This is a genomic window from Geothrix sp. 21YS21S-4 (genome assembly GCF_030845995.1).
In the GTDB taxonomy this organism is placed as follows: Bacteria; Acidobacteriota; Holophagae; order Holophagales; family Holophagaceae; genus Geothrix.
Genome location: NZ_CP132719.1, coordinates 63,857 through 89,813 on the forward strand (window position 1 = coordinate 63,857; position 25,957 = coordinate 89,813).

The 25,957-nt window shown below is 66.0% G+C and carries 22 protein-coding genes and 2 tRNA genes; 16 read left to right on the forward strand and 8 right to left on the reverse strand.

What is annotated here, in order from left to right; all coding sequences use genetic code 11:
- Positions 1–60 precede the first annotated feature (60 nt).
- The 3 genes from RAH39_RS00305 (at position 61) to RAH39_RS00315 (ending at position 3,482) form a co-directional block, all read left to right on the forward strand.
- On the forward strand, positions 61–1,086 hold the full coding sequence (locus RAH39_RS00305) for an agmatine deiminase family protein (protein WP_306590811.1): 1,026 nt from the start codon (positions 61–63) through the stop codon (positions 1,084–1,086).
- Positions 1,083–1,937 (forward strand): N-carbamoylputrescine amidase, encoded by an 855-nt coding sequence (aguB, locus tag RAH39_RS00310; RefSeq protein WP_306590812.1) that lies wholly within the window; start codon positions 1,083–1,085, stop codon positions 1,935–1,937. Before RAH39_RS00305 ends, aguB begins: the two co-directional genes overlap by 4 nt.
- 69 nt (positions 1,938–2,006) lie before the next feature.
- On the forward strand, positions 2,007–3,482 hold the full coding sequence (locus RAH39_RS00315) for a PQQ-binding-like beta-propeller repeat protein (RefSeq protein ID WP_306590813.1): 1,476 nt from the start codon (positions 2,007–2,009) through the stop codon (positions 3,480–3,482).
- A gap of 28 nt (positions 3,483–3,510) precedes the next feature.
- On the opposite strand, the gene RAH39_RS00320 is transcribed toward RAH39_RS00315, so the two are convergent.
- Genes RAH39_RS00320 through meaB form a run of 3 tightly spaced genes read right to left on the reverse strand, consistent with a single transcriptional unit; the run spans position 3,511 to position 6,910 of the window.
- Positions 3,511–4,695, reverse strand: a complete 1,185-nt coding sequence (locus tag RAH39_RS00320; protein WP_306590814.1) for a methyl-accepting chemotaxis protein — start codon at positions 4,693–4,695, stop codon at positions 3,511–3,513.
- A gap of 55 nt (positions 4,696–4,750) precedes the next feature.
- Positions 4,751–5,941, reverse strand: coding sequence for a PleD family two-component system response regulator (locus tag RAH39_RS00325; RefSeq protein WP_306590815.1), 1,191 nt, complete (start codon positions 5,939–5,941; stop codon positions 4,751–4,753).
- A gap of 30 nt (positions 5,942–5,971) precedes the next feature.
- A complete protein-coding gene (meaB, locus tag RAH39_RS00330; RefSeq protein ID WP_306590816.1) occupies positions 5,972–6,910 on the reverse strand; it encodes a methylmalonyl Co-A mutase-associated GTPase MeaB in 939 nt (312 codons plus the stop codon).
- Between the two features lie 103 nt (positions 6,911–7,013).
- Here meaB and RAH39_RS00335 point away from each other — a divergent pair, with 103 nt between their 5' ends.
- From RAH39_RS00335 to RAH39_RS00345, 3 genes are all read left to right on the forward strand, one after another.
- A complete protein-coding gene (locus tag RAH39_RS00335) occupies positions 7,014–7,418 on the forward strand; it encodes a hypothetical protein (RefSeq protein WP_306590817.1) in 405 nt (134 codons plus the stop codon).
- A gap of 14 nt (positions 7,419–7,432) precedes the next feature.
- Complete coding sequence (locus RAH39_RS00340) at positions 7,433–8,545, forward strand: hypothetical protein (RefSeq protein WP_306590818.1); 1,113 nt, start codon at positions 7,433–7,435, stop codon at positions 8,543–8,545.
- A gap of 18 nt (positions 8,546–8,563) precedes the next feature.
- Positions 8,564–8,640 (forward strand) — tRNA-Pro (locus RAH39_RS00345).
- Between the two features lie 276 nt (positions 8,641–8,916).
- Here RAH39_RS00345 and RAH39_RS00350 read toward each other — a convergent pair.
- Together RAH39_RS00350 and RAH39_RS00355 are read right to left on the reverse strand one after the other, a co-directional pair.
- Positions 8,917–9,522 carry a hypothetical protein gene (locus RAH39_RS00350; protein ID WP_306590819.1) on the reverse strand — a complete coding sequence of 202 codons (606 nt, stop codon included), beginning with the start codon at positions 9,520–9,522 and terminating at the stop codon, positions 8,917–8,919.
- A gap of 24 nt (positions 9,523–9,546) precedes the next feature.
- Positions 9,547–10,293: a hypothetical protein gene (locus RAH39_RS00355; protein ID WP_306590820.1), complete on the reverse strand. Its 747-nt coding sequence runs from the start codon at positions 10,291–10,293 to the stop codon at positions 9,547–9,549.
- Positions 10,294–10,672: 379 nt separating this feature from the next.
- On the opposite strand from RAH39_RS00355, the gene RAH39_RS00360 reads away from it, so the two are divergent.
- From RAH39_RS00360 to RAH39_RS00405, 10 genes are all read left to right on the forward strand, one after another.
- Positions 10,673–11,086 carry a bacteriohemerythrin gene (locus tag RAH39_RS00360; protein ID WP_306590821.1) on the forward strand — a complete coding sequence of 138 codons (414 nt, stop codon included), beginning with the start codon at positions 10,673–10,675 and terminating at the stop codon, positions 11,084–11,086.
- 393 nt (positions 11,087–11,479) lie between these two features.
- Positions 11,480–12,937, forward strand: a complete 1,458-nt coding sequence (locus RAH39_RS00365; RefSeq protein ID WP_306590822.1) for a 4-hydroxyphenylacetate 3-hydroxylase family protein — start codon at positions 11,480–11,482, stop codon at positions 12,935–12,937.
- A gap of 71 nt (positions 12,938–13,008) precedes the next feature.
- Positions 13,009–14,322, forward strand: a complete 1,314-nt coding sequence (locus RAH39_RS00370) for an acetyl-CoA hydrolase/transferase family protein (protein ID WP_306590823.1) — start codon at positions 13,009–13,011, stop codon at positions 14,320–14,322.
- Between the two features lies 1 nt (position 14,323).
- Entirely contained in the window at positions 14,324–15,433 is a 1,110-nt protein-coding gene (locus tag RAH39_RS00375; protein ID WP_306590824.1) for a 4-hydroxybutyrate dehydrogenase, read from the forward strand.
- A gap of 3 nt (positions 15,434–15,436) precedes the next feature.
- A complete protein-coding gene (locus RAH39_RS00380) occupies positions 15,437–16,813 on the forward strand; it encodes an aldehyde dehydrogenase family protein (protein ID WP_306592120.1) in 1,377 nt (458 codons plus the stop codon).
- 79 nt (positions 16,814–16,892) lie between these two features.
- Positions 16,893–18,707 carry an acyl-CoA dehydrogenase gene (locus tag RAH39_RS00385; protein WP_306590825.1) on the forward strand — a complete coding sequence of 605 codons (1,815 nt, stop codon included), beginning with the start codon at positions 16,893–16,895 and terminating at the stop codon, positions 18,705–18,707.
- A gap of 24 nt (positions 18,708–18,731) precedes the next feature.
- Complete coding sequence (locus tag RAH39_RS00390; protein WP_306590826.1) at positions 18,732–20,768, forward strand: (Fe-S)-binding protein; 2,037 nt, start codon at positions 18,732–18,734, stop codon at positions 20,766–20,768.
- A 34-nt stretch (positions 20,769–20,802) separates the two neighbouring features.
- Positions 20,803–21,576, forward strand: a complete 774-nt coding sequence (locus RAH39_RS00395) for an electron transfer flavoprotein subunit beta/FixA family protein (protein WP_306590827.1) — start codon at positions 20,803–20,805, stop codon at positions 21,574–21,576.
- On the forward strand, positions 21,576–22,547 hold the full coding sequence (locus RAH39_RS00400) for an electron transfer flavoprotein subunit alpha/FixB family protein (RefSeq protein WP_306590828.1): 972 nt from the start codon (positions 21,576–21,578) through the stop codon (positions 22,545–22,547). The genes RAH39_RS00395 and RAH39_RS00400 overlap by 1 nt, the downstream gene beginning before the upstream one ends.
- Positions 22,548–22,671: 124 nt before the next feature.
- Positions 22,672–23,016, forward strand: coding sequence for a hypothetical protein (locus RAH39_RS00405; protein ID WP_306590829.1), 345 nt, complete (start codon positions 22,672–22,674; stop codon positions 23,014–23,016).
- Positions 23,017–23,289: 273 nt separating this feature from the next.
- Here the strand turns inward: RAH39_RS00405 and RAH39_RS00410 are convergent.
- From RAH39_RS00410 to RAH39_RS00420, 3 genes are all read right to left on the reverse strand, one after another.
- A tRNA-Arg gene (locus RAH39_RS00410) sits at positions 23,290–23,366 on the reverse strand.
- A gap of 22 nt (positions 23,367–23,388) precedes the next feature.
- Positions 23,389–24,222, reverse strand: a complete 834-nt coding sequence (locus RAH39_RS00415; protein WP_306590830.1) for a hypothetical protein — start codon at positions 24,220–24,222, stop codon at positions 23,389–23,391.
- 296 nt (positions 24,223–24,518) lie between these two features.
- A complete protein-coding gene (locus RAH39_RS00420) occupies positions 24,519–25,937 on the reverse strand; it encodes an NCS2 family permease (protein ID WP_306590831.1) in 1,419 nt (472 codons plus the stop codon).
- Between the last annotated feature and the right edge of the window lie 20 nt (positions 25,938–25,957).

A 25,957-nucleotide genomic window follows, 5' to 3' on the forward strand; every position in this document is an offset into this window, starting at 1 on the left:
CTTTTGATGAACTGGATGTTGGCTCGCTCCGGAGCCGCGCCTGCCTGGGGTTTCCGAACCATGTCCCGACCGTCTTTCCGCCAACCCGCCGAATGGGACCGCCACGCCGCCTGCTGGCTGGCCTGGCCCGGCCACGGCCACCTGTGGCAGGAGAACCTGGCGCCCGCCCAGGCGGAGTGGGCGGGCCTCGCCCGCGCCATCGCGGAGGACGGCGGGGAGACCCTGGAGATTCTCGTGGAGGGCGCCGGCGAGGAGGCCGCCGCCCGCGAGGCCCTGGGCGGGCTGGCCGGCGCGGCGCGGTTCCACCACGTTCCCGTCGGCGACATCTGGCTGCGGGACACGGCCCCGATCTTCGTTCGCGACGCGGCCGGGGCGCTGCACGCCGCCTGCTTCCTGTTCAACGGATGGGGCGGGAAGTACGTCCTCCCCAACGACGAGCACGTCGCGGATCGCGTGGCGACCCTCAGCGGCGCCCCGGCCGTGGATCGCGGGCTGATCCTCGAAGGCGGTTCCGTGGACGTGGACGGCGAAGGCACCGTCCTCACCACGCGGCAGTGCCTGCTGAATCCCAACCGCAATCCCGGCCTGGACCAGGCCCAGATCGAAACGGCCCTGCGCGAAGGACTGGGCGCGGAGAAGGTCCTGTGGCTCGACGAGGGCCTGCTCAACGACCACACGGACGGCCACATCGACACCCTGGCCCGGTTTGTGGCGCCCGGCGTGGTGGTGTGCATGGAGGCCCGCGATCCGGCGGATCCCAACGCCGCGGTCCTGGACCGCCTCGCGGCGGATCTGGCGGACTTTACCGACGCGCGCGGTCGGAAGCTCCAGGTGGTCCGCATCCCCTCTCCGGGCCTTGTGGCGGACGAGGATGGGAAGCCCATGCCCGCCAGCTACGTGAACTTCTACATCGGCAACTGGACCGTGGTCGTGCCCACCTACGGCACCCCCTGGGACGAGGCGGCTGTGGCCGCCCTGGCGCCGCTGTTTCCGGGCCGCCGCGTAGTGGGCCGCTCGGCCCGCGCCATCCTCAGCGGCGGCGGAGCCTTCCACTGCATCACCCAGCAGCAGCCGGAGGCCCGATGAGCGCAGCCCGAACCATCCGCATCGCCGCCACCCAGTGCGCCTTCACGGAAAACCTGGAGGAGAACGTCGCCCGCGTGGAGGCCCTCGTCCGCGACGCCGCGGCCCAGGGCGCGAATGTGATCCTGCCCTCCGAGCTGTTCGAAGGTCCCTACTTCTGCCGCGAGGAGAAGGACGAGTTCTTCGACTGGGCCAAGCCCGTCGACGGCCACCCCACGCTCGCGCGGTTCCAATCCCTGGCCAAGGAACTGGGCGTGGTGATCCCCGTCTCGTTCTTCGAGAAGGACGGTCCCCACCACTACAACAGCCTGGCGATGATGGATGCGGACGGCTCCCTGCTCGGCGTCTACCGCAAGAGCCACATCCCCGACGGGCCCGGCTACGAGGAGAAGTTCTACTTCCGGCCCGGCAACACCGGCTTCAAGGTGTGGGACACCCGGTTCGGAAAGATCGGCGTGGGCATCTGCTGGGACCAGTGGTACCCGGAATGCGCCCGGGCCATGATGCTGATGGGCGCCGAGATCCTGATGTATCCCACCGCCATCGGCAGCGAGCCCGAGAATCCCGGACTGGACACCAAGGACCTGTGGCAGCGCGCCATGATCGGACACGCCGTGTCCAACGTGGTCCCCGTGCTCGCGTCCAACCGGATCGGAACCGAAGGAGATCAGACCTTCTACGGCCACTCCTTCATCTCCGATCATCGCGGCGACAAGGTGGCCGAACTGGGACGGACCGACACCGGCGTGATCACCGCCGCCTTCGACCTGGAGGAGATCCGCCGCAACCGCGCCTCCTTCGGCTTCTTCCGCGATCGGCGGCCGGAGCTGTATTCGGAGTTGTGTTCGCGCTAGTGGACTCCGCAAGGGCAGAGATATGCTGAGGAGACCTCTGTCTCTTCGCCCGTTTCTTCGGAATCTGCCATGACGAATCTTTTGCGTTCTGCCTTCCTGTTGGCCGGGGGCCTTTGTCTGCTTCAGGCCCAGAATCCCGCCATGAACGGCAACATGGCGTGGCAAATGCAGCAACAGCAGATGCAGGCTCAGCAGATGTTCCAGATGCAGCAGCAGATGCAGCGAACCATGCAGCGACAACAGATGCAGATGCAACAGCAGCAACAGGCCAACCAGCAGATGGCCCAGATGGCTGCGCAGGCGAACGCCCAGCGCCTTAAGCGGGAAGCCCTGGCGGAATCCACCGCGCGCAAACAAGCGGGATCCCCGTCTTCTCTTCTGGAGCGGCCTTCCCGCGAAGCCTGGAAATTGGGGCTTGATGCTTCAAAGTCCTTCCCCGCCTTCGACGGCGTCCGACTGGCCTATTGCGTGAACGGCGGGCGGATTCTTCAAGTGTTGGAGGCCGCCACCGGCAAGGTTCTCTGCGAAGCGACCTTCCAGAAGCCCCCCGTCCTGGAGCCTCTATTCATCGGGGAAGACCTGGTCTATGGCACGCCGGAACGGGAACTGGTGGTGCTGGATCCGGCCTCCGGCAAGGAAAAGCACCGCTTGGCGCTGGATGCGCTGGGATCGTTCTTCCTCTCGGAGAAGAGCGCCCATCCCAAGATCCTGTATCCCGCCCAGGAGGGGAAAACGCTGGTGGTGGCGACCTACGGGAAGGAGCCGTCGAGCCCTCTGGGGGGAGCTACGGGATGGATCTATGCCATCGATCCTTCTTCCTGGACGATCCGCTGGAAACAGGCGTTCGAGGGTGGGCCGGACATGACTCCCCAGATTCAGGGGAATCGCGTTCTTGCGGGGGGCGCGGGTCGCATCGTCGCCTACGATCTGGCCACGGGCAAGCAGCTCTGGGAAAGCCGCGTGGCGAGAAGCGCGGAGATCAAGGATGGTCCCCTGCTTGGAGAACGGCTGGCCTTCGCGTGCGACGGCAAACTGGTTTCCGTGGATCTCGCGGATGGGAAGGTGTCGTGGACGCTCCCCTACAAGGGCTGGTTCATGCCGATGGGCGAGGGCGAAAGGATTCTGCTCGTCGAGGAGAGGGGATGGGTGATCCTCGATCAGTGGCTCGTCGCCGTGGATGCCGCCACCGGAAAGAAGGTGTGGGAGCAGAACCTGGGTGCCACGCGTCTGCCCTGGATCCAGAACGGCAAGGTGTTCTGCAATGGACGGGGAACGCTGTGGGCTCTCGACCTGTCCACGGGGAAGCAGCTCTGGTCCCATCCCTTCGGCGCCGCGCCCGCCATGCCAATCGTGGTATCGGGAGAAGGGCTCTATGCCGTTCACCGGGAGGGCGAGGGAAGCTGCTTGAGCGCCCTTCGCCTGAAGGACGGAACCACCGCCTGGGAATATGCCTATTCCCAGCGGCCGGAGGATGGCCTCCTCTTCTTCACGCCCGAGGGCTTTCTCGCTTTCGGGAGGCAGCCCGAGCTCCTCTTCCTTCGATAGCCCGCAAGGCTCTGGGCAAGGCTGTTCGCTAGACCTTGAACTGGCTCACCGCGTGGTGCTGGCTGTCGGCGATGCGGGCCAGTTCGCTGGCGGTGTTGGAGACTTCGGCGACGGTGCGGGCCATTTCACGGGTGGCGGTGGCGTTCTGGGCGATGCGGTCTAGGTTGGCGTCCACCTGCTCGGCGACCTCGGTGCTGGTGCGGGCCTGCTCGTCGGCGGCGGCGCCCACTTCCAGGATCACCGCGGCCAGGCCCTGGATGTTGGCTTCGATGGTGCCCAGGGCGCTGACGGTGGCGGCCACCATCTGCGCGCCCTGATCCACGGATGCATTGCTGCGCTCGATCAGCTCGCCGATCTCCCGGGCCGCGGCGCCGCTGCGCTCGGCCAGCTTGCGCACTTCCTCGGCGACCACGGCGAAGCCCTTGCCCATGGCGCCGGCCTTGGCGGCTTCGATGGCGGCGTTGAGGGACAGGAGGTTGGTCTGGCGGGCGATGTCCTGGATGAGGCGGACCGCGGCCACCATGCTGGAGGCGGCGCTGCGGATGTCCTCCATGGCGCTGGCGCTCTCCTGGCCCGCGTTCGCGCCCTGGTTCACGGCGGTCACCGCGGCTTCGGCTTCCCGCTGGGAGCGCCGGATGTTGCCCGAGACCTGCTCGATGGAGGCGGACAGCTGGGTGACGGCGGCGGCGACGCGCTCGAACGCGGCCCGCTGGCCTTCGGAATTCTCGGCGATGAGCCCGCTGCTGGAGGCCATCTGGACGCTGGAGGCGGAGAGCTGGGAAGCCCCGCTGGCCACGGATCCCGAGGTGCCCGCCAGCTGGGTGAAGATGGTCCGCAGGCGGCCGTTGTAGGTGTTGAAGGCCAGGGCGGCCTGGCCCACTTCATCCTGGCCGGTGATGGGCAACTGAAGCGTCAGGTCGCTCCGACGCAGGCCGTCGGCGAGTTCCTGGAGGGGCCGCGTGATGCTCACGCTGAGCCGGTAGACCACGACGAAGGTCACCATCCACACCACGAACGATACGGCGATGTTGAAGGTGAATGCGCGCCACAGCGGCTGGGAGAGGTCGAAGCCCTGGGCGGTGAGGCCCGCCGCGCGGATCTCCTGGAAGCTGCCCCAGGTGTCGCGGAGGTTGAAGAACGCGTAGCCCAGCATGGGCATCAGGACCATCAGCACCAGCTTGCCCCGCACGTTCAGGCGTTCAAACATCGACATGACGTCTCCGCAGACATATCCCTCCTTCTCGGGCAAAGCCCAAGCGGGCTCAAGTTCAAACGACGGGAGGGACGCTTGAGCTTCCGGCCCCCAGGGCCGCGTCGAGGGCGTGCAGAACGCCCAGGACATGGAAGGGTTCCACCGTCAGATGGTCCGTCGCGCCGGCGGCCAGGGCCCGGTTCCGTTTGTGATCTGCGTCCTCCCCGCTGCCGGCGAGGAGGACGGGCAGGGGACAGGCCTCGCGCTTGAGGAGCCGCCGGCACAGTTCCGCCGGCGTGCCGCCGCGGACCTGGGCGTAGATGATCACCAGTTTCACCCGTCCCCATCCGGTGTCGTCGGCGCCGAGGGACGTGAGGCAGGGCTTCACCAGCCCCGTGGGGCTGTCGAGCGCGGCCACGCCGTACTTGCGACCCACGCCTTCCGCCAGCCGCGCGGGGAAGGCTTCGCCTTCGGCCAGCACGAGGAGGAGAGGGTCCTTGTCCACCAGCACTCGCGGCGTCGCGGGGACCCGCGTCGGATCGGGCTTTCCCGGGATCCGGGAGGCCTCCAGCCCGCCGGGATTGAAGCGCGACCGGTCCTTCTGCTCCTGGTGGTGGCGGGCCTCCATCACCCATTGGCGGTAGCGCCCCACCAGCTTGGGATCGGCGTTGTCGAGGATCCGCAGGCCCCACACGCGCTCGCCGAAATAGGCCACGCGGACGGGCAGGGGAAGGGTCTCGCCGACGGCGGCGCGGAGATCCACGGTGGTGACGGCATTGAGCCGCAGCATGTCGCCGAGGATCCGCGTGCCCTCCGGCGGCGCCAGTTCGAGCCCATCCTCGCCGAAGGCCGTAGCCAGGCCGTCCCGCACGTTGTTCTGCTGGTCGCCGAAGGGGCAGGGGACGGGCCGATCCGGGGCGAAGTCCGCCAGGCGGTGGGTGTCCAGCGCCCTCAGCAGGCGCGGCATCGTGATGTGGCAGGCTTCGGCCCCGTGGATCCGGCCATGGCCCTGGAAATCCACCACCGCCTCGAAGGGAAGGCCGCGGTCCAGCAGGCGCAGGGTCAGGCGCGAGCCCATCTTCAGCCGCCACTGGCCCCGCTCCACCTCCGAGATGGCGAGGATGACCCGGTCGGCGGCCTCCGCCAGCACCCGGAACTCGCCGCGGAAGGCCCCGAACTGCAGCTCCACCTTGTCCTCGCCCTCGCACAGGCGCTGGAACACCATCCGGATGGCCTCGTGCGTGTCCTTGTTCAGACTGCGGCGCATGTCCGGCCTATCGGGCCGGGGGCGAAACACTCAAGAATGGTCGAGAATTTCCGCCACCGCCGAGTAGGGGTCAAGGGTTCGGGCGGCCACCGCCCCGATCGCGGCCTCGATCCGGGCCGCTCCGGCCGCCGCCCGCGCCCGCCGCAGGGCCTCCTCCGCCAGGAGGCTCTCCACCCGCAGTCGGGCGCGCTCCCGAGCCTTGAGGGCGAGGCCGTCCCCTTGGCGCAAGTATTGGCCGTGCTCGCGGATTCGCTCCAGGAGGGCGGACACGCCGGTGCCCTGCTGGGCCACCGTGCGGGCGACGGGAGGATCCCAGGCCCGCGGCGGGGACAGGGATTTCATGGCCTCGATCTCGCGCTCGACCTGGTCCGCGCCGTCCCGGTCGGCCTTGTTGATCACGAACAGGTCGGCCACTTCCATGATCCCGGCCTTGATGGCCTGGATCTCGTCGCCCATGCCCGGCACCAGCACCACGCAGCAGGTCTGGACGCAGGCCACCACGTCCACCTCGTCCTGGCCCACGCCCACGGTCTCCACGAGGATGGTGCCGAATCCGGCGGCGTCCAGCAGGTCGATGGCGTCCTGGGTGGCGCGGGCGAGGCCGCCCAGCGCCCCGCGGGTGGCCATGCTGCGAATGAAGATCCCCGGATCGCCGGCGACGCGGCCCATGCGGATGCGGTCGCCCAGGATCGCGCCCCCGGTGAAGGGGGACGTGGGATCCACCGCCAGGATGCCGACCTTCCGGCCCTCGGCCCGCAGCGCCCGGGCGAGCTGGTCCGTGAGCGTGCTCTTTCCCGCGCCGGGTGCGCCGGTGATGCCGATCACCTCGGCGCCTCCGAGAAACGGCCACAGTCCGGCCAGCAGTCCCCGCGCGGCGGGATGGCCGTTCTCCATCCAGGAGATGGCCCGGCCCAGGGCGCGGGGATCGCCGCGGCGGAGGGACGCCAGCAGGTCGGCGGGAGAGGGCATGGGCCCAGGATGCCAGCACCGCTTCGGGAGCGGAACTCGCGGATCGAGGCGGGATGCGGTACCCTGGATGTTCGGCCCCGGTGCCGCTGCTGGACCCAACGCGATGATCAAAGGGTTGAACCCCTCGAATGACCCCGATTCCGGGGAGGCGGCCGCCGAGGCCCCCCGGCCGAAGGTTCCGGTCCTGCTGACCAAGCGGGCGCCCGTGGCCCCGCCGGATCCCAAGGCTCCGCGGGAGAAGATCTGCTCCGAATGCGGCGTCCACTTCAAGGTGGAGACGGGGCAGAAGTTCTACCTCTGCCCGGACTGCTACCGCCGCTCCTTCGTCTACAAGCGGAAGGGCGGGAAGGAGGCCGCGCGGGTCCTGATCCACATCACCTGCTCCACCTGTGGGGCCCAGGAATACCTGCCCTTCGTGCCCGAGAATCCCGCCAAGGCCCTGTGCCGGACCTGCTTCGCCAAGGAGCGGCCGGAACCAAAGCCCGGCTCCGGGCATCCCCCTCGTTGATCTTGGAGTTCCCGATGCGCATCTCGATCCTGCCCCTTCTCTTCGCCGCCACCCTTCTTCCCGCGCAGGCCCCGGCCTCCGCGACGGCCAAGACGCCGCCGAAGGTCAACGCCGACGCCGAAGCGGCCCGCCAGGCCTTCCGCCAGGTGCTGGACGCGGTCGACGGCGGCTGGTTCGGGCAGCCCTACCAGGGCGTCACCTCCGTCCAGATGCAGGGCACCCTCGGCATCGCCCTCAGCGGCGCGGCCGTCAACCAGAAGGTGGATCAGCTCACCCAGGGCGCCGTGCAGGGCAACAGCACGGGCGGCCAGGCCAACCTCCGCGTCCGCGGGACCTACTTCGCCAACGGCGACTTCAAGACCGATCTGGCCGGCGACTTCGGGACGCTGCTCTACACCCGGCGCGGCAACCGCGGGTTCCTCTACAGCAAGGAGCAGAACGCCTACACCACCCGCGTGGACCTGCCTCCCTCCGACGCCCCCACCACCTATATGACCTGGTTCCGCCAGACCCTGAACGACATCCGCGCCGTCTACGTCGACGCGCCGACCTTCCGCGCCAGCCTCGGCGCCGAGGAGGCCAGCGGGGGCCGCACCCTGCAGCGGCTGGTGTTCCACGCCCCCACCCAGTCCTGGGACGCCAAGAAGCGCGAGCAGAGCGTGGCCCAGAGCCTGGGCTTCTGGAAGCGCGGCCGCCTGGAGGTGATGGTGGACAAGGCCACCAAGCTGCCCCAGCGCCTGGAGTTCCGCAACGACGAGCAGGGCGTCCAGACCCGCATGGATTTCAGCTACAACGCCGCCGGCAAGCTCCAGTCCGTCAACATCGGCAACAGCAGCCGCGGCTTCGAGGGCCCGGGCTGGCTGCGGCTCGGCTACGGCGGCGACGGCCTGATGTCCAACGTCGCGGGCGAGCTGTCCAGCCAGAGCAAGCGCGTGTCCTTCGCCATGGACCTGGCCTGGTCCAAGACCCGCACCGCCGCAGACATCACCGCCGTGCCTCCCGCCGGCGCCACCAAGCGCGGTCGTGAGGAGATGGAAACCCAGCTCCTGGTCGGCCTCGCCGGCCGGATCTTCGACCTCCAGCGCGCCGGCCTCAACCTCCGCAGCGTCGCGATCAGCGGCAAGTAGCGGTTACACTGGCCTCATCGGAGCGTGGCGCAGCCTGGTAGCGCATCTGCTTTGGGAGCAGAGGGTCGCGAGTTCGAATCTCGCCGCTCCGACCAATGGATTTCCCCTCGCCGACGAGGCGAGATTCGAACTCGCGAGTGGGATCGCGGAGACAGTGCGGGGCACTGCCGGGAGCGAGATCGGCGGTTTGTACAGTTAAGACACAGTTCAAACGCCCTCGCCCCGCCGACGAATGGGGTTCCATTTCGTCGACGGGTCGAATTTCGCAGCAGGGCGCATTACCTCGATCAAATCATCAACATCGACTACAACGCCCTGAGGAAGCGACCTGCCCGGGGGTACGACGCTTCCTCATTAGGTATTGAGGGTTGCTAGAACTCCCAAATGGGGATGGGGGTTCCATACATTGATATCAGCTCCTCAATGTAGCTCCCAGACTGGGGGCTTGGGTTCAATACTCCCGCACTGCCGGAAACATGCGGATCCCTGACCCGATAGGCCATAACGCAATGAGGGTTTCCATCATAAAGACGCAAAATGGTGCTGTTAGGATGGTCAACATTCCACGACCCATAGGAATTTGCTCCAAAGTCTGCCAAGGCATCCCGCACACAAAGGGGATACAATGTAGAATTGGCATCAAAAGTCCACAAATACATGAGATCTCGTTCGGATCCGGAGGGCTCATTAATGATTGGATTGCCGGCAATAAATGGGATTCCGTTTAAGGAAATTCCAATGCTCATGGGACCACTGCGAACTTTATCCACATGCAAGACGTGTTTCCATGTCATGCCACCGTTGGTGGAGCGCCACGCATTGAGATCCTGCTCGCGAGCAGTTCCTATTCCAGGTAATTGCTGGCCATCATCCCGCGCTGCAAATAGCAATGCACCATTGCCTTCCCTAACCAAACTGGGCTCATAGTAGTTGTGAGATCCCGCCTCGCTATAGGCAATTGGAATGAACGATGCCACTTGCCAGGAGCCGGAGGCATGACTCTAGCGACTGATTCCAGAGCATTCGTTCGCTCCATTCCATGCCCATACAGGGAGCAATAGATCCAATCCATCGGGAATTGCCATCGATATTCCTCCCGACAGGATGATCCATGGGCTATTCGGGACTCTTAAGGGATCTGTCTCGCTTTTTATGGAAGTGGATAGGACTCGAAAATCATCTCCTTGATAAGAAAACTGAAAAACCTGAACTTGCCGAGAAATAGGCGCAGAATCCCAAGAAAAGGTACCATCCGGGGCTACGGGAAAAATGAGTGCTTGTGATATCCCAAAGCCCGTTCCCGCATAAGGGTGGGTCACTGCGCTTCCCACTTTTGCGCCATAAGGAACAAAACCGCCAACGACAGGAAATTGGTTAAAATAATGAGAATTTCCGGCATCATCAGTGCTGGCTCCACTGCGATTCAAGTTAATTGTATTGATGGAATCAATTTCTTCAAGATTATCGAACAAAATTACATCATTGCCATCTTGGGAATCGTAATTCCAGTTGGCTGTGTACACTTCCCGATTGATGAATGCAGCTGCGGTGGTTGGACCAACCTGAAAAGGGAAAACCACGCCATAGCGAAGATTGTCATTATTCGGAGCTTTCTTTTCCGTAATGGGACCTAATCGCAAGGAGTTTGTTAACACACTGCTTAAGCGGGGAGATTCTTGCGCGCTCCCTGGGATGCTTAGCAAGATGGAGAATAGAGTGCTTATTAATCTGGAATGGGTTGAATTCATGAAAGGCCTCCTCCGGAACATGATTACAGAATCTAGACCTTGAAATCTATTTTCAAGTTTAACAGAGTTCTTGTGCCGAACTTCTACCATGGGTGGAATACAGTCTTTTCTCTCTCCTCGAAAGAAGACACAAAATGTAGTGCTTTCTGGAGGCGGGGCTTAGATCGAGGGGGCCTCGACCGGACACCTGATTGATCCTGCAAGGACGTTGGCGAGTGGCGTTGTCCCTTCAATGCACTCAAGTAGGAAATGGGAGGCTGTCCTCTGTCCCACCACTGGGATGAACTCCCATTCGGTGCTAATTGTCATGAGGAGATAATCAAATAGACAGAGGGATGCTCTGCGCCCATTAACTGACCCTGTGGTACGCTTCAAAATCATGGGAAATCCAAACACTTTTCTGCGTTGGCGCAGGCAGTTCGAGCTGGGGCTGGAGCCGATCGACGCTCAACACCGGGAGCTGGTCGATGCGTTGCAGCGGCTGGAAGGGCTGTTGGCGGGCGAGGGCGGCGCAGCGGTGGATGAGGAGCTGGCTTCCGTCGCGCGGCATCTGGTGCGGCATTGCCAGACGGAGGAGTCCCTGATGAAGGAGATGGGGTTCCCGGACCGCGTCGCCCATGCGGAAGAGCATCAGAGCCTGATCCGCGCGGTGCGCGACCTGCAGTACCGGCGATTGCGAGGTGCCGCGGTCGGGCGGGAGGAGATCGTCCTGCTCGGAGAGGCGCTGGACTGCCACATCTGCGAGTGGGACCGAGCCTACGCCGACCAACTGAAGGCGGTCCAGCACGTCTGAGTGCGAGGGTGTCCGGCCCGCGCCGTGACGAAACAATGATGATGCTGTGGTCATTTATGGTGATCTTCAGCACAACTACTGGAGGTCAAGGGGGAAGATATTCCCCCTTTATGGCCACGTAGACCCGCATGGATGCTTGATATCGATTTTAAAAAACATGCCATTCGTAATGCGATGTATCCCTCTGGGAGGGCAGAATCCCGGTTGACGCGTTGAGGGATGTGGCCTTTATTGTTTACCAGTCGGTAGAGATTTCCCGACCCCGACTTTTCGATCCATCAACGCCGGGTTGAAGAGGCATGGGAGGCAAGCCGCGGCACTGCGTCCGCGGTCAGGAGCGGTCTGCGTCGCCTTTCATTGAAAAACATCCGGCCCTTTCCGAACGGTGCTGACATGAACAAAGACCAGTACATCGAAAGCCTGCGGCGGCTGAACCTGAAGGTGTACCTCTTCGGGGAGCTGGTGGAGAATCCGGTGGATCACCCGATGATCCGGCCGTCCCTCAACTCCGTGGCGATGACGTACGAGCTGGCGGAGCAGGAGGAATACAAGGACCTGATGACGGCCACGTCGCAGCTGACCGGGAAGACGGTGAACCGGTTCTGCCACCTCCACGCGAGCACCGAGGACCTGGTGAAGAAGGTCAAGATGCAGCGCCTGCTGGGCCAGAAGACCGCGGCCTGCTTCCAGCGCTGCGTGGGGATGGACGCCTTCAATGCGATCTACTCGACCACGTTCGAGATCGACGCGAAGTGCGGCACGACCTATCACCAGCGCTTCGTCGAGTACATGAAGTTCGTCCAGGAGAACGACCTGACGGTGGACGGCGCCATGACCGATCCCAAGGGCGACCGCTCCCTGGCCCCCTCCAAGCAGGAGGACCCGGACCTCTACCTCCACATCGTCGAGGAGCGGCCCGACGGGATCGTGGTGCGCGGCGCCAAGGCGCACCAGACGGGGGCGCTGAACTCCCACGAGCACCTGATCATGCCCACCCAGGCCATGCGCGAAGAGGACAAGGACTACGCCGTGTCCTTCGCGGTGCCGTCGGATGCCGAGGGCGTCTTCATGATCTACGGCCGCCAGTCCTGCGACAGCCGCAAGCTGGAGCCGGGCGCGGACATCGACCTCGGCAATTCCGAGTTCGGCGGCCACGAGGCCCTGGTGGTCTTCGAGGACGTGTTCGTGCCCTGGGACCGGGTGTTCCTGTGCCGCGAGTGGGAGTTCGCCGGAATGATGGTGGAGCGCTTTGCGGGCTACCACCGGCAGTCCTACGGCGGGTGCAAGGTGGGTGTGGGCGACGTGCTGATCGGCGCCGCGGCCCTGGCCGCCGACTACAACGGCGCGGCCAAGGCGAACCACATCAAGGACAAGATCATTGAGATGACCCATCTCAACGAGACGCTGTACGCCTGCGGGATCGCCTGCTCGGCGGAGGGCTGCAAGACGAAGGCGGGCAACTACCAGATCGACCTGCTGCTGGCCAACGTCTGCAAGCAGAACGTCACGCGCTTCCCCTACGAGATCGCCCGCCTCGCCGAGGACATCGCCGGCGGCCTGATGGTGACCATGCCTTCCGAAGCGGACTACAAGCACCCCAAGGTCGGGCGCTACGTGAAGAAGTACCTCAAGGGCGCCGTGGGAATGGGTACCGAGAACCGGATGCGCATCCTCCGCCTCATCGAGAACCTCACCCTGGGCGCCGCGGCGGTGGGCTACCGCACGGAATCCATGCACGGCGCGGGGTCGCCCCAGGCCCAGCGGATCATGATCGCCCGCCAGGCCAACGTGGAAGCCAAGAAGGCCCTGGCTCGGAAGATCGCAAAGGTGAAAGACAGCGAGAACAAGTAGCGCGCGGCGCAACCAGGGGCCGGGCGCGAGCCCGGCGGAACGCGGCCGTCCTGGGGACGGGAGGAGAAGTCATGGATTGGCGAGACGACTACCGGCAGAAGCTGATGCCCGCGGACGCGGCCGTGACGGCCGTGCAGAGCGGCGACCGGGTGGTGGTGGGCCACGCGGCGGGCGTGCCCTCGGACCTGCTGAAGGCGATGGTCGCCCAGCGGGACCGGCTGCGGGACGTGGAGATGGTCCACATGCTGTGCCTGGGCGACGGCGGCTATCTGGACGAGGGGATGGAATCCCACTTCCGCTTCAACGGGATTTTCGTCGGGAGCAACGCCCGCAAGGCGGTGGAAGAGGGCCGCGGCGACTACACGCCCTGCTACTTCCACCAGTTCCCCGGGCTGTTCAAGGAGCAGCTCCCCGTGGACGTCGCGGTGATCCAGGTGACGCACCCCGATGCGGACGGCTTCTGCAGCTTCGGCGTCTCCTGCGACTACACCAAGCCCGCCGCCCACCTCGCCCGGACCGTCGTCGCCGAGGTCAACGATCGGATGCCGTGGGTCGGCGGCGACAACCTGATCCATGTGTCCGAACTGGACCGCGTGGTGGAGGTCTCCCATCCCCTCTTCGAGCTGCCTTTGCCGAAGATCGGCGAGACGGAGCGGCTGATCGGGGGCTACTGCGCGGACCTGGTGGAGGACGGCTCCACGCTCCAACTGGGCATCGGCGCCATCCCCGACGCCGTCCTCATGTTCCTCAAGGACAAGAAGGACCTGGGCATCCACTCGGAGATGTTCTCGGACGGCCTCATCGACCTGGTGAACCTGGGCGTGGTGAACGGCAGCCGCAAGTCCATCCACAAGGGCGAGCTGGTCTCCACGTTCCTCATGGGCAGCCAGCGGCTCTACGATTTCGTGGACCGCAACGCGCAGGTGAAGCTCTACCCGGTGGACTACGTGAACCATCCCACGGTCGTCATGCAGAACAGCCGGATGGTCTCCATCAACTCCTGCATCGAAGTGGACCTCATGGGCCAGGTGGGATCCGAATCCATCGGGCTCAAGCAGTTCAGCGGCGTGGGCGGCCAGGTGGACTTCGTGCGCGGGACGGCCATGGCGCAGGGCGGCCGGTCCATCATCGCCGTGCCCTCCACCGCCTCGGGCGGCAAGCTCTCCCGGATCGTCCCCTTCCTCGCGCAGGGCGCGGCGGTCTCCACGCCGCGCAACGATGTGGACTTCGTGGTCACTGAATTCGGGATCGCCCACCTGCGGGGCCGGACCCTCCGGCAGCGCGCCCAGAGCCTGATCGCCATCGCCCATCCCGCCTTCCGGGACGGCCTGGCGGAGGAATTCGACCGCCGCTTCGCTCCTTCCACCTGCGCCATCGGGGTCTGACATGCAGCTGTTCTCGCTCAAGACGCGCCTGAGCCGGTTCGATTCGTTCGCGGCCTTCGCCGAGGCCTTCCAGCTCTCCAGCCGGGACCTCGTCCTCACCCACGGCTTCCTCCATGAACCCTTCATGCGGGAGCTTCCCTGCCACTTCGTGATGCAGGAGCGCTACGGCGCCGGCGAGCCGTCCGACGTGATGATGAACCGCATCCTCCAGGACGTGAAAGGCCTCGCCTTCGACCGCGTGATCGCCGTGGGCGGAGGCACGGTCATCGATATCGCCAAGCTCTTCGTTCTGGAAGGCCTGGATGACGTGGTGGCGGCCTTCGAGCGGACCATCCCCATCGTCAAGGCCAAGCAGCTGGTCATCGTGCCCACCACCTGCGGGACCGGAAGCGAGGTCACCAACCTCTCCATCGCCGAGATCACGTCCAAGCACACCAAGATGGGCCTCGCGGACGACGCGATCCTCGCGGACGACGCGGTGATCATCCCCGAGCTGCTCCGCGGGCTGCCCTTCCAGTTCTACGCCACCAGCGCCATCGACGCGCTGATCCACGCGATGGAGTCCTACGTCTCCCCCAAGTCGAACCCCTACACGCGCCTCTACTGCAAAGCGGCCATCGAGCTGATCCTCGACGTGTTCACCCGGATCGTCGAGGAGGGGCCGAATTACCGTTTCCAGCGCCTGGAGGACATGCTGATGGCGAGCAATTTCGCCGGCATCGCCTTCGGCAACACCGGCGTGGGCGCGGTCCACGCCCTTTCCTATCCCCTGGGCGGGACCTATCACGTCCCCCACGGGGAAGCGAACTACCAGTTCCTTACGGCGGTGTTCCAGCGCTACCAGGCCAAGCAGCCCCAGGGGCGCATCGAGGAGCTCAACGCGCTGCTCGCGGGCCTGCTCCACACCGGGCCGTCCGCGGTGTACGACCGGCTGGACCTGCTCCTCGGCCAGCTCTGCGCCAAGAACAGGCTGCGTTCCTACGGCATGCAGCGCGTGGAAATCGAGGCCTTCGCCGACACCGTGATCCAGAAGCAGGGTCGGCTCCTGGCCAACAATTACGTCGCCCTCTCGAGGGACGAGATCCGCGACGTCTACCAATCCCTCTATTAATCCATCCCGCACCTCGAGGAGGTTGAATCCGTGGACATCAAGAGCATGGTCGCCAAGGCCCGCAAGGCGCAGGCGATTTTCGAGAAGAACTTCAGCCAGGAGCAGGTGGACGAGATGGTCCGCCTCGCCGGACAGACGGTCTACGACAACGCCCACATGCTGTCGAAGCTCGCCGTGGAAGAGACGGGCATGGGCGTCCTGGAGGACAAGATCGCCAAGTGCCAGGGCAAGTCGATGGGCGTGTGGCATGACCTCAAGGACAAGAAGTCCATGGGCGTCCTGCGCGTGGACGAGAAGACGAAGCTCATCGAGATCGGCAAGGCCATCGGCGTCATCGCCGGGATCACGCCGGTGACCAATCCCGTGGTCACGCCGATGTCCAAGATCATGTTCTCGCTCAAGACGAAGAACGCGATCATCATCGCCCCCCACCCCAAGGCCCGCATCTGCTCCGGTCTCACCGTGGACCTGATCCTCAAGGCCCTGGAGCCCCTGGGCCTGCCGGACGGGATGGTCCAGATCGTCACCGAGCCCTCCGTCGAGAAGACCCAGGAACTGATGAAGGCCTGCGACCTCGTGGTGGCCACGGGCGGGATGGCCATGGTCAAGGCCGCCTATTCGTCGGGCAAGCCCTCCTACGGCGTGGGCGCCGGCAACGTCCAGGTGATCCTGGACCGGGAGATCGACTTCGCCGACGCGGCCGGAAAGGTGATCGCCGGCCGGAAGTTCGACAACGGGATCATCTGCTCCGGCGAACAGTCCTTCATCTACCACCAGGACGACCGCGCGGAGGTGATGGCCGCCTTCGCCGCTCACGGCGCCTACCTGGTGCCGGAGGGCGAGCGCGAGCAGGTGGTGAAGGCGGTTTTCGAGAACGGCAACCTCGCCCGCGACACCGTGGGCCAGTCAGTGGCCTTCATCGCGCGGAAGGCGGGCATCTCCATTCCCGCGGGGACGAAGGTGCTGGTGCTGGAAGCCAAGGGCATCGGCGAGGAGGACATCATCTGCAAGGAGAAGATGTGCCCCGTGCTGGCGGCCTTCTCCTACGCTACGTTCGACGAGGCCATCCGCATCGCCACCGCCAACCTGCTGCTGGAAGGCACCGGCCACACGGCGGGGATCCACTCCAACAACCAGGAGCACATCGCCCAGGCCGGCACCCAGATCCCCGTATCGCGGGTGATCGTGAATGCCCCCTGCGCCACCACCGCCGGCGGTTCCGTGGAGGGCGGGCTGGCCTTCACCAACACCCTGGGCTGCGGGAGTTGGGGCGGCAATTCCATCTCCGAGAACTTCACCTACAAGCACCTTCTGAACATCACCCGCATCGCCTCCACCGCGAAGAAGAAGACCGCCGAGCGCGCCCCGGCCTTCGTCTAGACGGCAGTTCCCACCTCCGATCCCTTCCTGCGCGGGCCGGCCGGTCCGGCCCGCGCTCCGCACCTCTCAGGAGCCCTCCATGGCCCAGATCCTCGCCGACCGCCGGGACGTCGACTTCGTCCTCCACGAACAGCTGAAGGTCGAAGCGCTCGCCAAGCACGAGCGGTTCGCCGACTTCAACCGCAAGGCCGTGGACCTGATCGTGTCGGAGGCGAGGAACCTCGCCCTCAAGGAGATCCTGCCCACGCAGGTGGACGGCGACCGGATCGGCGCCCAGTTCGCTGGCGGCAAGGTCACCATGCCGCCCTCCTTCCACAAGGCCTGGAAGGCCCTGACCGACGGCGAGTGGCTGGCCATGAGCGACGATCCGGAATGGGGCGGCCAGGGGATGCCCCACACCGTGGCCAGCGCGGCGACGGACTACCTCATGGGCGCCAACTTCGCCTTCATGCTGACCGCCGGGCTCACCCACGGCGCAGGCAAGCTGGTGGAGCGCCTCGGCACGGACCAGCAGAAGGACCTCTACCTCAAGAAGCTCTACAGCGGCGAATGGACCGGCACCATGCTCCTCACGGAGGCCGAGGCCGGCTCCGATGTGGGCGCCCTCACCACCACGGCCACGCCCAATCCCGACGGCACCTACAGCATCACCGGGAACAAGATCTTCATCTCCGCCGGCGAGCATGATCTCGCTCCCAACATCGTCCATCCGGTCCTGGCCCGCCTGGAAGGGGCCCCCGCCGGCACCGGCGGCATCTCCATGTTCCTGGTGCCCAAGTACCGCGTGAACGACGACGGCAGCCTCGGCGCGTTCAACGACGTGGTCTGCACGGGCATCGAGGAGAAGATGGGCATCCACGGCAACGCCACCTGCTCCCTCGCGCTGGGCAGCAAGGGGCAGTGCGTGGGCACCCTCCTGGGCGAAGCCAACAAGGGCATGCGCGGGATGTTCATGATGATGAACGAGGCCCGCCTCATGGTCGGCAGCGAGGGCTTGGCCTGCGCCAGCGCGTCGTACCTGTACGCCGTGAACTACGCCCGCACCCGCGTCCAGAGCCGCCACCTGCTGAAGGGCGCGGACAAGAGCGCCCCGTCCGTGCCCATCATCCAGCACCCGGACGTGCGCCGGATGCTGGCGACCATGAAGGTCTACGTGGAGGGCCTCCGCAGCCTGGGCTATTTCGTCTCCTTCTGCATGGACCGCCAGGCGGTGGCTCCCGCGGGCGAGGACAAGGCCCGGACCCAGGCCCTGATCGACCTGCTGATCCCCATCGCCAAGGGCTACGCCACGGAGAAGGCCTTCGAGGTCTGCAGCCTCGGCGTCCAGGTCTACGGCGGCTACGGCTACATCCGCGAGTTTCCGGTGGAGCAGCTTCTCCGGGACGTCCGCATCACCGGCATCTACGAGGGCACCAACGGCATCCAGGCCATGGACCTGATCGGCCGCAAGCTCACCCAGAACAACGGCCAGGCCATCCAGGACCTGTTCGCGGAAATCCGGAAGACCCTCGGCGCCGCCGAGGCCCAGGGCCGCACCGCCCCCGCGGCGGCCCGCCTCGCGCCTGCCCTCGCGCGGCTGGAAGCGACCGCCGCCCACATGGCGACCACCGGCCAGGCGGATCCGATGACCGCGGCGGCCCACGCCTTCCCCTTCATGGAAGCGGTGGGGGACCTGGTCATGGGCTGGATGCTCCTGTGGCGCGCCCACACGGCGGCCCAGGCGCTCGAAGCGGGCGCCAAGGAGAAGGACGCCGCCTTCTACGAGGGCCAGATCCTGGGCGCGGACTTCTTCACCCGGAACCTGCTCCCCGTGACCCTGGGGCGGATGGAATCCATCCTCGCCGGCAGCTCCGTCGCCAACGACATCCCCGAAGACGCCTTCGGCGGGAAATAGTCCGCCCGTTTCCCGGAGATCGTCATGGTTTCGGTTCCCTTTTCCCCCGCCTCCGCGGTCCTGGCGGGCGTCCCGGCCCGGCTGCTGTTCCTCCTGATCCCGCTGGCGGGCCTGGCCTGCTTCGGCTGGATGATCGCCCGCCGGGTGGCGCCCCTTCTGAAGGCTGCGCCCGACCCGCGCTTCGGTGATCTGCCGAAGCGTGCGGTATTGGTTCTCAAGCTCTGGCTGGCCCAGTCCCGCCAGCCGCGCTACCTGGTGGCGGGCGTGCTGCACATCGTCCTGTTCTTCGGGTTCCTGGTGCTGGCGCTGCGCTCCTTCCAGCTGGTGTTCCTGGGCTTCATGGAGACCTTCGACCTGCCGGGACTGGGCGCCGTCTACACGGTGTGCAAGGACTACGCGGCCACGGCGGTGCTCCTCTCGGCGATCGTCCTGGCTGTCCGCCGCGGGATCGTGCGCCCCGCCCGGTACGCGGTGCCGGAAAAGCTGGGCAAGGACCACACGGGCGAGGCCCTGGCGGTCCTCGGGCTCATCGCCGTGCTCCTCCTGTCCGAGGGCGCCTTCGAGGGCAGCCTCCTGGCGGCCGGAGCCCACGGCGGCGCCGCGCCCCTCACCGTGGCCTGGGCCTTCCAGCACCTGCTGTCGGGCCTGTCCGTTCCGGCGCTGGCAAAGGTCAACCTGGCCAGCTACGCGATCCACGACGTCACGTTCTTCTACTTCCTGTGCCTGCTGCCCACGGGCAAGCACTTCCACGTGGTCACGTCGCTGTTCAACGTCTTCTTCATGCGGCTGAAGCCGGGGACCGTGAAGCCCGTGCGGCACGGCGTGGACGACAAGGGCCTCGACGGGCTGACCTCCTTCGGCGTGAAGAAGCTGGAGGACTTCACCTGGAAGCATGTCCTCGACTTCTACAGCTGCGCCGACTGCGGCCGCTGCTCCGACCAGTGCCCCGCCAACCGCGTGAAGCGGCCGCTGTCGCCGCGGTTCCTCAGCATCAAGGGGCGGGACCACGCCTACCGCCGGCATCCCCTCCTCGGGAAGGCGGAAGGGGAAGAGTCCCTCGTCGGCGGCGTCTATGGGGAGGACGAGATCTGGTCCTGCACCACCTGTGGCGCCTGCGAGGAGGAGTGCCCCATCGGGATCGAGTACATCGACAAGATCGTGGACCTGCGGCGCGGCATGGTGGAGGAGGGCCTGGTGCCTCAGTCCCTCCAGAAGCCGCTCAGCGCCCTGGAGAAGCGTGGGAACCCGTGGGGCAAGCTGGAGAAGAAGCGCGCGGAGTGGGTGGCGGGCACGGGCGAGGATTTCCCCGTGAAGCTGGTCGAGAAGGGCGAAACGGCGGACACCCTCTACTTCGTGGACAGCATGACGTCCTACGACGACCGGATGCAGAAGATCGCCCAGGCCACCGCCCGGATCCTGGTGCGGTCCGGCGCGGACGTGGCAGTGCTCGGCAAGGACGAGAAGGACAGCGGCCACGAGGTGCGCCGCTACGGCGAGGAGATGCTGTTCCAGAACCTGAAAGAGCAGAACACCGAGGCCATCCGGGAGTCCGGCGCGACGCGCATCGTCGCCAGCGATCCCCACGCCTACAACGCCCTCAAGAACGACTACGCCGGCCTGCCGCCCGTGGAGCACGTGAGCGAGGTCATCGCCACGGGCGTGGACAGCGGGAAGCTCGCGTTCAAGCCTGTGGACGATCCGTCCCGCGTCTACGCCTACCACGACCCCTGCTACCTGGGCCGCCACAACGGGCTGTACGACGCCCCGCGCCGGGCGCTGGACGCCATTCCCGGGCTCCGCCGGGTGGAGATGACCGCCTGCCGCGACCGGGCCTTCTGCTGCGGCGGGGGCGGGCTGGGCCTCTTCTACGAGCCGGAGGAGGAGCAGCGCATGGGCGTGGTGCGGGTGGGCATGGCGGAGGCGGCGGGCGCCAACGTCATCGTCACCGCCTGTCCCTTCTGCCTCACCAACGTCGAGGACGCCATCAAGGTGGCGGGCCTTGAAGGTCGGATGCAGGCCATCGACCTGTGCGAGCTGGTCGACGGCCAACTCCAGAACTGATCCCCAACCACGACCCCAATCACGGAGAGTGCCCATGGAAATCCTGGTGTGTGTGAAGCGCGTTCCCGATCCGGCGGAGAACGAGATCGGCGTGGCCGCCGGAGGCGCGGACATCGGCCGCGAGGACCTGGTGTACGCGGTCAATGAGTGGGACAACTACGCCGTGGAGGAAGCCCTCCAGATCGTCGAGCGGGAGGGCGGCAGCGTGACCGTCGTGTCCCTGGGCGACGCCGACATCGAGGAGGCGGTGCGCCGCGAAATGGCCATGGGGGCCGAGAAGGGCCTGATGGTGGTGGACGACCGCTTCACCGGCGCCGACGGACTGGGCGTCGCCTCCGTCCTGAAGGCCGTGGCGGAAAAGGACAGCTACGACCTCATCCTCACGGGGGCCCAGGCCGACGACGGCGCCGCCCAGGTGGGCGGGATGCTGGCGGCGCTGCTGGACCGGCCCTTCGCGTCCCTCGTCAACCGCATCGAGGTGAAGGGCGAAACCCTGCGCATCGGCCGCGAGATCGAAGGCGGCTGCCAGGAAGTCAGCGACATCGACACGCCGTGCGTCCTCTCGGTCCAGACGGGCATCAACGAGCCCCGCTACGTGGGCATCCGGGGCATCCGCAAGGTGGCCTCCGTGGAAATCCCCTGCCTGGACGCGGCCGCCCTGGCGATCGAACCGGCGGCTCCCAAGGTCCGCCGCGTGGACTACTTCGTGCCCGCCGCCGGAGCCGGCGCGGACATGCTGACGGGCAGCACCAAAGACGTGGCCGCCCAGCTGGTGGATCTCCTCAAGCTCAAGGGAGGGCTCAACTGATGGCCGCCGAAGTCTTCGCCCTCATCGCCCACGCCGAAGGCCGGCTGGACGATTCCGCCCTGGAACTGCTGGGCGCCGCCCGCGCCCTTTTCCCCGGCTGCGCCCCCACCGCCCTCGTCCTGGGAGCGGGTTCCTCCATGGCCGCCGTAGGCCAAGAGGCTGCCGCGGCTTTCGGCCGAGCCTGGACCTTCGACCAGGAGACTCTGGCCTATCCCAACGCCGAACTGATCCGCCCCCTCCTGGGGAAGGTCCTCCCTGCCGGCGCCATGGTCCTCCTTCCCCACAGCACCCTCGGCCTCGACCTGGGCCCGGGCCTCTCCGTGAAGCTGGGGGCCGCCTACCTTCCGGACGTGGTGGGCGGCGAGGGATGGGCGGGCGACTGCCTGCGCGTGGTGCGCCAGGAGTTCGCCGGTCAGGTGAGCGCCCACGTGGAGGGCGACGTGTCCCGGGGAGCCGTCGTCACGGTGCGCTCCGGCGCCTTCGCGCCCGCCGTTCCCGTGGGCTCGGGCGAGGTGGTGGATAAGTCCGCCGAAGCCGCGGGCCTGGTCGCCCGCCGCCGCTTCGTGGAGGTGATTCCCGCCGAAGCCGGCGACGTGGACATCACCCGGGAAGAGGTCCTGGTGGCCGTGGGCCGGGGCATCGGCGAGCAGGAGAACCTGTCGCTGGTGGAGGAACTGGCCGGCGCCATGGGGGCCACCATGTGCTGCTCCCGCCCCATCGTCGACGCCAAGTGGCTCGACAAGGGGCGCCAAGTCGGCACCTCGGGCCAGACGGTCAAGCCCAAGGTCTATCTGGCTCTGGGCATCAGCGGCGCGTTCCAGCACCTGGGCGGCCTGAAGGGGAGCCCCTTCATCGTCGCCGTGAACAAGAACCCCAAGGCGCCCATCTTCCAGTCCGCCCAGGTGGGCGTGGTGGCCGACCTGATGGACCTCCTCCCCGAACTCACGGCCCAGATCGAAAAGAACCGCTAGCGATCCGCTTTTCCCCTTTCGGAGGCCCGGGTTCGTCCCGGACCTCCGAAAAACGTATGGAATTTGAAGGCATGTCGGCGAGAGGAGCCTATATTTTGAAAGGCGTCTCCTTTTGGAGCCGGACATGCAAGTGGGAAGCGTTCAGAGCGGAGTGGTGGCCCAGGCGTTCAAGGCCTGGTCGTCCGCTTTCTACGATCCCAAGGACACCAACCAGGATGGGATCGTTTCCGTCTCGGAAGACTTGGCTTACATCCTGGAGCACCCGCTTCAGCAGGCGCTCGGGAGCCCCGCATCGGCGGAAGTCGCACAAAACACCTCCACGGGGAATGAAATCAGCGGAGGAACTCCCCTGGGCGTCGGCTACTACGATCCCGAGGATGCGAACCGGGATGGGCGGGTGTCCCCGAGCGAATCCAACCTCTATGCCCTGATGCATCCCAAGGAAAGCACGTTCGAGGTCTACGCCTGAGGGGGGTCTGGGTTTCGTTGGTTGGATGTGGCGAATTTTGCCGCTCGTTGATCGTAATCCTTGATACGGGCTGGCGGAGCAGGGACTCGAACGCGTCCGGCCTTGCCGTCCGCCGGTCCCGGTGCCGCTCCCGGCCCTCCCCCGGAGGGCCTCCGCGGTCCCACTCGCTGGTTCGAGTCCAGTCGAGTGGTGATGCAACCATGGACTCGAACCGCCACCTGATGGCCTACCGGGCCGCAGGTGTTTCTCGCCGATTCGAGTCCAGCCGGGCGCTGGTGCGCCCAGCTGGACTCGAACCAGCGACCTACGGCTTAGAAGGCCGTTGCTCTATCCGCCTGAGCTATGGGCGCGCGGATTCCAGTCTAGCGGGTCCTAGAAGTGGATCTGCAGCTGGGCCATGGGGGCGGTGACGCGCTTGTTGGTGAGGGGGGCGGGGCCGTCGTGGTTGGCGCCGCCGAACTTGTTGTTCCAGTACTCGAACCCGGCGCCAGCGTAGACTTTGCCCTTTCCGCCGAAGATCGGGGTGACGTCCACCAGGACCGACAGATTGGCCAGGGTCTCGGGTTTGGTGTCGACGCCGAAGCCGTCCTTGCCCTTGGCGCCGATGTAGTTGGCGTAGCCCTTGAACTCCGCGCCCACGGGGCCCATCTGGAAGGGGATGCCCCAGGCGGCGGCCACCATCCAGGTGGTCTTGAAGTCCACGGCCTGGCCCACGATGCCGTTGTAGTTCTGCTCGTGGGAGGCCCACAGGCCGAGGTCGAAGAACCCGGCGGGCACCTTGAAGTTCAGCGTGGGGCCCAGGACCAGGAGCCGCTTCCGGGAGGCGAAGGTGTTGTCCTTCGAGTTGAAGTCGAACCCGGCGGTCACGGAGACGTCGCGGACGGGGCCGAAGCTGAAGTCCTTCTTGTGGATCTTGCCCATGCTCAGGGAGCCGCGGTAGACGGCGTAGACCTCGTGGGCGCCGGTGGTTCCGTTGGCGGCGGGATCGTTGGGGGCGGACATCAGCATGTCCACGTTGAAGAAGTTGGAGCCGTAGGCCCAGCCGCTGGCGTGGGTGAGCTGCAGGATGTTCTTCTCCACCGTGCCGTCGATGCCGGGCTCCCGGAACTGGGTGCCGTAGCGGTAGCCGAGGTAGGTGTCGCTCCAGTCGGCGGCGGCGAGGGGCAGGGCCGCGGCGGCCAGGAGGGCGAGGGCGAGCTTGGTCATGGGGGCGTCTCCAGGAGGAAGGGGGCTAGGAGTGTGTCCAGGCAATGGGTGGGGGCTGCACAGAGGTGTCAGCCGAGGGAGGCAAGGAAAGCGACGAAGGCGATGGTGGGACCATTGACGAGGAGCTTGACGCGGCATCCCGACGGCTGCCGCCTCTGCCCGAAGGGTTGATGGCAAAGGGCATCCATGCGGCGTCATTGGTCTTGAACGGTGAACCCGCACCGCTCTGCGCCCACTTCCTTGCCTGAACGCCCTTTGCCATCAATGCAGCCCCTATCGATTGCCTGGACCCGCTCCTAGGCAGACAGGAACAGCAGCTTCAGCAGGAAGATTCCCGAGAGCGCGAGGATGATCGGGTTGATCTCCTTGAAGCGCCCCGTGGCGGCCTTCAGCACGGTGTAGGCGATCATTCCCAGGGCGATCCCGTTGACGATGGAAAAGGTGAACGGCATCACCACCACCGCGAGGTAAGCCGGGATGGCTTCGGTGATGTCGTCGAACCGGACTTCCTTGATTTCCGACAGCATGAAGAAGCCGATCATCATCAGCGCGGGCGCGGTGGCCTGGAGCGGCACCATCAGGAACAGGGGCGACAGGAACAGGGCCAGCGCCAGCCAGCCCGCCACGACCAGCGCCGTCAGGCCCGTGCGCCCGCCCTCGGCCACGCCCGAGGCGCTCTCGATGTAGGCGGTGACGGCCGTGGTGCCGAACATGGACGCGAAGGTGGTGCCCACGGCGTCGGCCATGAAGGCCTTCGACGCGCCGGGGAAGCGGCCCTCCTTGTCCAGCAGCTTGCCCTGGGCGCCGATGCCCATCAGGGTGCCGATGGTGTCGAACATGTCCACGAACAGCAGGGTGAACAGGATGATGAAGATGTTGATCATCCCGCCCAGGGACTTCGTCCAGCTCCAGTCGTACTGGAACAGCTTCGGCCAGCTGGGGATCTGGAACAGCGCGCCCTTGGGCAGGTGCGTGAATCCGCCGCCCAGGGAGATGGGCAGCAGGCCCGCCAGGGTGATGGCCAGGATCCCGAGCAGGATGGCGCCCTTGACGCGGCGGGCGACGAGGACGGCGATGAGGAACAGGCCCACCACGGACCAGAAGGCGGGCGTGAGGTGGCCGTGGTCCCAGAACTTCGCGATGAACAGGTTGTTCACGTCATGCAGCCCGAAGAGTGCCGAGGGATCGTTCTTCAGGACCGGGAAGATCGCGTCCGCATCGAACTTCAGGCCCACCTGGGTGACGCCGGAATCCACGAATCCGATGATGGCGATGAACAGCCCGATGCCCACGGAGATGCCCTTCTTCAGGGAGAAGGGGATGGCGTCCATGAAGGCTTCGCGCACCTTCATGGCGCTGAGGGCGATGAACACGAGGCCTTCCAGCAGCAGCGCCGTGAGGGCCACCTGGATGGTGTAGCCCATCCCGCCCTGGTTGGCCGGGGCGCAGACCGTGAACGCGAAGAAGGCCGACAGCCCGATGCCCGAGGCGAAGGCGATGGGCAGGTTGGCGTAGAGGGCGCCGATCAGGGTCGACAGGATGGCGCACACCACGAAGGCGGTGAACCCCACGTTCGGCGCGATGCCCGCCACTTTGAGGAAGGCGTTGGGGATCAGCGAGATCACGTACGCCATCGAGATGAAGGTGGTGGTGCCCGCGAGCACCTCCGTGGCCACCGTCGTGCCCTTCGCCTTCAGGTTGAAGATCCGTTCCATGCCGCCCCCTGGGAAAGAAA